Source organism: Capnocytophaga catalasegens, from assembly GCF_026005215.1.
Lineage (GTDB): Bacteria > Bacteroidota > Bacteroidia > Flavobacteriales > Flavobacteriaceae > Capnocytophaga > Capnocytophaga catalasegens.
The window spans coordinates 1-3,444 of the sequence record NZ_BPMA01000051.1; the positions used below are offsets into that span (position 1 = coordinate 1).

Here is a 3,444-nt window from a genome sequence, read left to right on the forward strand (position 1 = left end):
CTGTACCGAAATGTGCCATGAAACTGAAAATATTCATAACTATTGATTTTGAGGCAAATATACAAAATTATTTTTAATTACGGATATACAAAAGATTATTCAAAAGAAGTATTGAAAAAATCGCTTGACAAATACGAAGCGTATTTAAAAATGCAAGCTACTTTTTGGGAAGAATTGAAAACTATTCGAGCCCAGCGTCTTTCCGACGAAAAACGCCGTTTAGAAAATGTAATGAGTATTGCCCAAGACAATGCTGATAGAAAAGCAAGTATTGAAGATAAAAAATTACTAAATATTACCTTACTTGTTTTGGTAGGGTTATTTATTATGAAGAAAATAAAACAATAAGATAATAATTATAAAGCATATAAAGAATGTTTGATACACAATACAATACAGGATTAAACGGTAGCTGTGGTTTAGCAGGACTTTGTACAGACTACCACAGAGATGCCGACCGACACGAAGCAATTACACGAAGCTATCAGAATGAAATCAATTCATTTTATCGGGAAATGGACGGACTTAAAAATGGAACGGCTCAAAAAGAATATGAGCTTTTGGAAAGTCAACAAGTAAGTAACCGAAACGAGATAGCAACCTTGAAAGGTGAAATAGAAAAAGCCAGACAAAAACTAAAATCGTGGCAACTTAACCCCGAAGTAGCAAATGCCTTGGGATTTTGGAATATTTCGTCTTGTACTTCGGAAAAAAATCGAAGAGACCGCACTCATCAAGATATGAAGGTAAAAGAGGCTGAACGTGATGGCGTCCGTAGAGAACTTAATATACTGAAAGAAAAATTTTCTCCCGAAGTAATGCAAAAAATCCGTGATGCTGCCAATAGTTTAGCTAATGAAGTTACAAGTTTGCGTTCGGAATTGGCTAAAATAAACAAAGAAATTGACGAGACTAAAAAGCTATATTTGGCACGAAAAGAAGCCGAACGCTTAGCATTGGAGCAAGAAAAACAAGCCCGTGAAAAAGCAGCTACACCCAATCAAAACAATAACAATAATACAATTTGGATATTTTTTGCTATGGCTGTTGGCGGATATTTTCTTTTGAACAACAATAAAACAATTGTAAAAGTAAAAGGATAAAATGAATGTTTCACAAAAATATTTATCTGCTCCGAATTTGTCGAAAATAGTTGATGTTGGTACTACTCTAATTAACACTGGGGCAAATGTATATGGAACGATTAAGTCTTCTCAAAATTCAGGAGGTGGCACTTTGCAAACAAGTGAAAATGTAACAATTATCAACCAACGGCAACTCACCCCCGAAGAGATTAAAATATTGCAAGAACAACACGAAGAAAATTTAAAACAATTAGCCTTTGACCGAGCTATGCAAATGCAAAATGCAGCCGATAAAAGAAGGCTTTTGGACAAACAATATGAAAAGCCCCAAAATGATAACACAATTGTTTATATGTTGGGAGGATTACTTTTTTTTGGGATTTTTTTTACAGCAATAAAAAATAATAAATAAAAATGGAAACAAAATTAGGAATATATCAGTTAGGATATGCTAGTTTAGGAGCAGGAAAAACCCAAGGAGTTGTTCCAATACATAAGTCCCCACAAATGAAAGATTTATTATCTTCTGAGAGAGGCTCTATTTCAGGTAATATAATCAATCGAAAACCACAAGCCTCCTTAACTCCTAAACAACAACGCCAAGCCAATAGGCTTGCACGTCAAGAATTGCGTAAAAAACGCCCATCTTATTTTGAAAGAAATGGAGAAAGAAGATTGGACACACTCTTAAATGGATTATCTAATATTGTAGGTGCAGCCTCTTCTGTTAATGATTTGATAAATAATATAAAACGTACAGGTTCGTACTATATTGATCAAACAGGTACAAAACAACCACTTACCAATGAAGACAAAGAGGTTTTGGTCGATTATGTTCAATCTCAGCAAGCACAAGGAATAGATTTTCAAACAATGATGCTTTTGCTCAAAAGTCAGGAAAAACCCACTAATAATACAGCACTCTATATAGGTATTGGTGGAGCAGTATTTGTATTGCTGCTGATGGTGATGATGAACCAAAATAAAAATAATAAATAATAAATTAAATGTGTTACAAATGAGTAAAAATGGATTAAAATCAGAAAATCTTTCAGAGGTAGGAGCTTATACAGGAGGCGCTTTTGTTGGTGCTTTTGTGTCTCGTGTGCTTCACAATAAGCTCCCTTTTCTCAAAGATAAAGATACCGCAAAGTCAGGTATTATTTTAGCGTTGAGTGTGATAGGAGGGGCAATGGCTAATCCTAAAACAACAACTGGAAAATTATTACAAGGTATGGCTATTGGAGCAGCAGCAACACAGGCTAACAGTCTTGTAAAAGGATTAGTAAAACCAAAAGAAGATGGGGTTATTAAAGTTGGATTAGGCGAACCAGATACGCAATATGTGTATGTAGAGCCAGCTTATGATAACGGAGATGGTTATTTTGATTATAGCAATAATCCAATGTTGAATAATCCGTATCAAGATGAATTTTTGTCGCTACCACAAGCACAAGAACAATTTGCGAGCGTGTAATAAAAAGAAGTTAAACATTTAAAATTTAAAAAATGGATTTTTTACAAAACGAAGAACAATACTTACGAGTAGCTAACTACTTGATGAAAGTAAATCAAGATAAGGCATTGAATTTGCCCTTATCTACAATGAAACCAACGCCATCAGAATTGTATGTAAATACAATTTTTACGGCGGGAGGCAATGTACCACTTTTAACAGGAAACATTACCCAAGAGGTAGGAATAACCAATTTTGATGGAAACAAACTCGAAGACAAACGTTATTTTGTGATTGATGGGGTAACGATCCAGTATGGGGAAGGAACAAAAGCAACAGACAAAGTTTTTGCCGTGAAATATGACAAAGAACTTCCTGCTGTACTTTTATCTTCAACGCTTGTTATTCGTCAGAAAAACGAAATTGTGTTGAAATTACCAGTAGCATCTATTGAGATGGCTAAAAAATCTTTTGAAGTATATCGAAAATTAGGAGCTTTGGCTCTTTTAGAACCCAATGCGCCTATTGAAATGTTCTTAGAAACCCCAATGGGAAGTACCATTCAGGTTTCATCGGGAGATAGCTCATATATTCGTGTGTTGCTCAAAGGATTTGAAACCTATTTAAAAAGATAGTCTTTCAGTTTCTACTACGAAAAGCCCGCTCGGTCTCGGGCGGGCTTTTTATAAGTTGAATTAAAAATAAATACAATGACAAGTAATATAATATACACAAGGCTTAATTTCACAATGACTGCGGGTAGTTTGGCTTTTGCAGACAGTCTCTCGTTAGAAGACGGGACTTGTTTAGGAGTTCATCTTGTTGTTTTTGACACTGACAACCCGAAATTTCCTGTTGAAATAGGAATTACCAATGCACAAGTATTTTTTTTGAAAAACGCAA

General features: G+C 34.7%; 7 protein-coding genes. All 7 read left to right on the forward strand.

Going from position 1 to position 3,444, the window contains the following annotated elements:
• The first annotated feature begins 48 nt into the window (after positions 1-48).
• On the forward strand, positions 49-348 hold the full coding sequence (locus OO775_RS11510; protein WP_264847310.1) for a hypothetical protein: 300 nt from the start codon (positions 49-51) through the stop codon (positions 346-348).
• Between the two features lie 26 nt (positions 349-374).
• Positions 375-1,103, forward strand: coding sequence for a coiled-coil domain-containing protein (locus OO775_RS11515; RefSeq protein WP_264847311.1), 729 nt, complete (start codon positions 375-377; stop codon positions 1,101-1,103).
• A gap of 1 nt (position 1,104) precedes the next feature.
• The gene (locus OO775_RS11520; RefSeq protein ID WP_264847312.1) at positions 1,105-1,497 is read left to right on the forward strand and encodes a hypothetical protein; all 393 of its coding nucleotides are present in this window, start codon (positions 1,105-1,107) and stop codon (positions 1,495-1,497) included.
• Between the two features lie 2 nt (positions 1,498-1,499).
• Positions 1,500-2,084 carry a hypothetical protein gene (locus tag OO775_RS11525; protein ID WP_264847314.1) on the forward strand — a complete coding sequence of 195 codons (585 nt, stop codon included), beginning with the start codon at positions 1,500-1,502 and terminating at the stop codon, positions 2,082-2,084.
• Positions 2,085-2,103: 19 nt separating this feature from the next.
• Complete coding sequence (locus OO775_RS11530) at positions 2,104-2,562, forward strand: hypothetical protein (RefSeq protein WP_264847315.1); 459 nt, start codon at positions 2,104-2,106, stop codon at positions 2,560-2,562.
• A gap of 32 nt (positions 2,563-2,594) precedes the next feature.
• Positions 2,595-3,176, forward strand: a complete 582-nt coding sequence (locus OO775_RS11535) for a hypothetical protein (RefSeq protein ID WP_264847316.1) — start codon at positions 2,595-2,597, stop codon at positions 3,174-3,176.
• Between the two features lie 75 nt (positions 3,177-3,251).
• A partial coding sequence (locus tag OO775_RS11540) for a hypothetical protein (RefSeq protein ID WP_264847317.1) occupies positions 3,252-3,444 on the forward strand: 193 nt, incomplete at its 3' end.

Coding starts and splice junctions, on each gene's coding strand:
- OO775_RS11535 (WP_264847316.1), top strand. CDS start 2,595: ATGGATTTTTTACAAAACGAAGAACAATACTTACGAGTAGCTAACTAC.
- OO775_RS11515 (WP_264847311.1), top strand. CDS start 375: ATGTTTGATACACAATACAATACAGGATTAAACGGTAGCTGTGGTTTA.
- OO775_RS11520 (WP_264847312.1), top strand. CDS start 1,105: ATGAATGTTTCACAAAAATATTTATCTGCTCCGAATTTGTCGAAAATA.
- OO775_RS11530 (WP_264847315.1), top strand. CDS start 2,104: ATGAGTAAAAATGGATTAAAATCAGAAAATCTTTCAGAGGTAGGAGCT.
- OO775_RS11525 (WP_264847314.1), top strand. CDS start 1,500: ATGGAAACAAAATTAGGAATATATCAGTTAGGATATGCTAGTTTAGGA.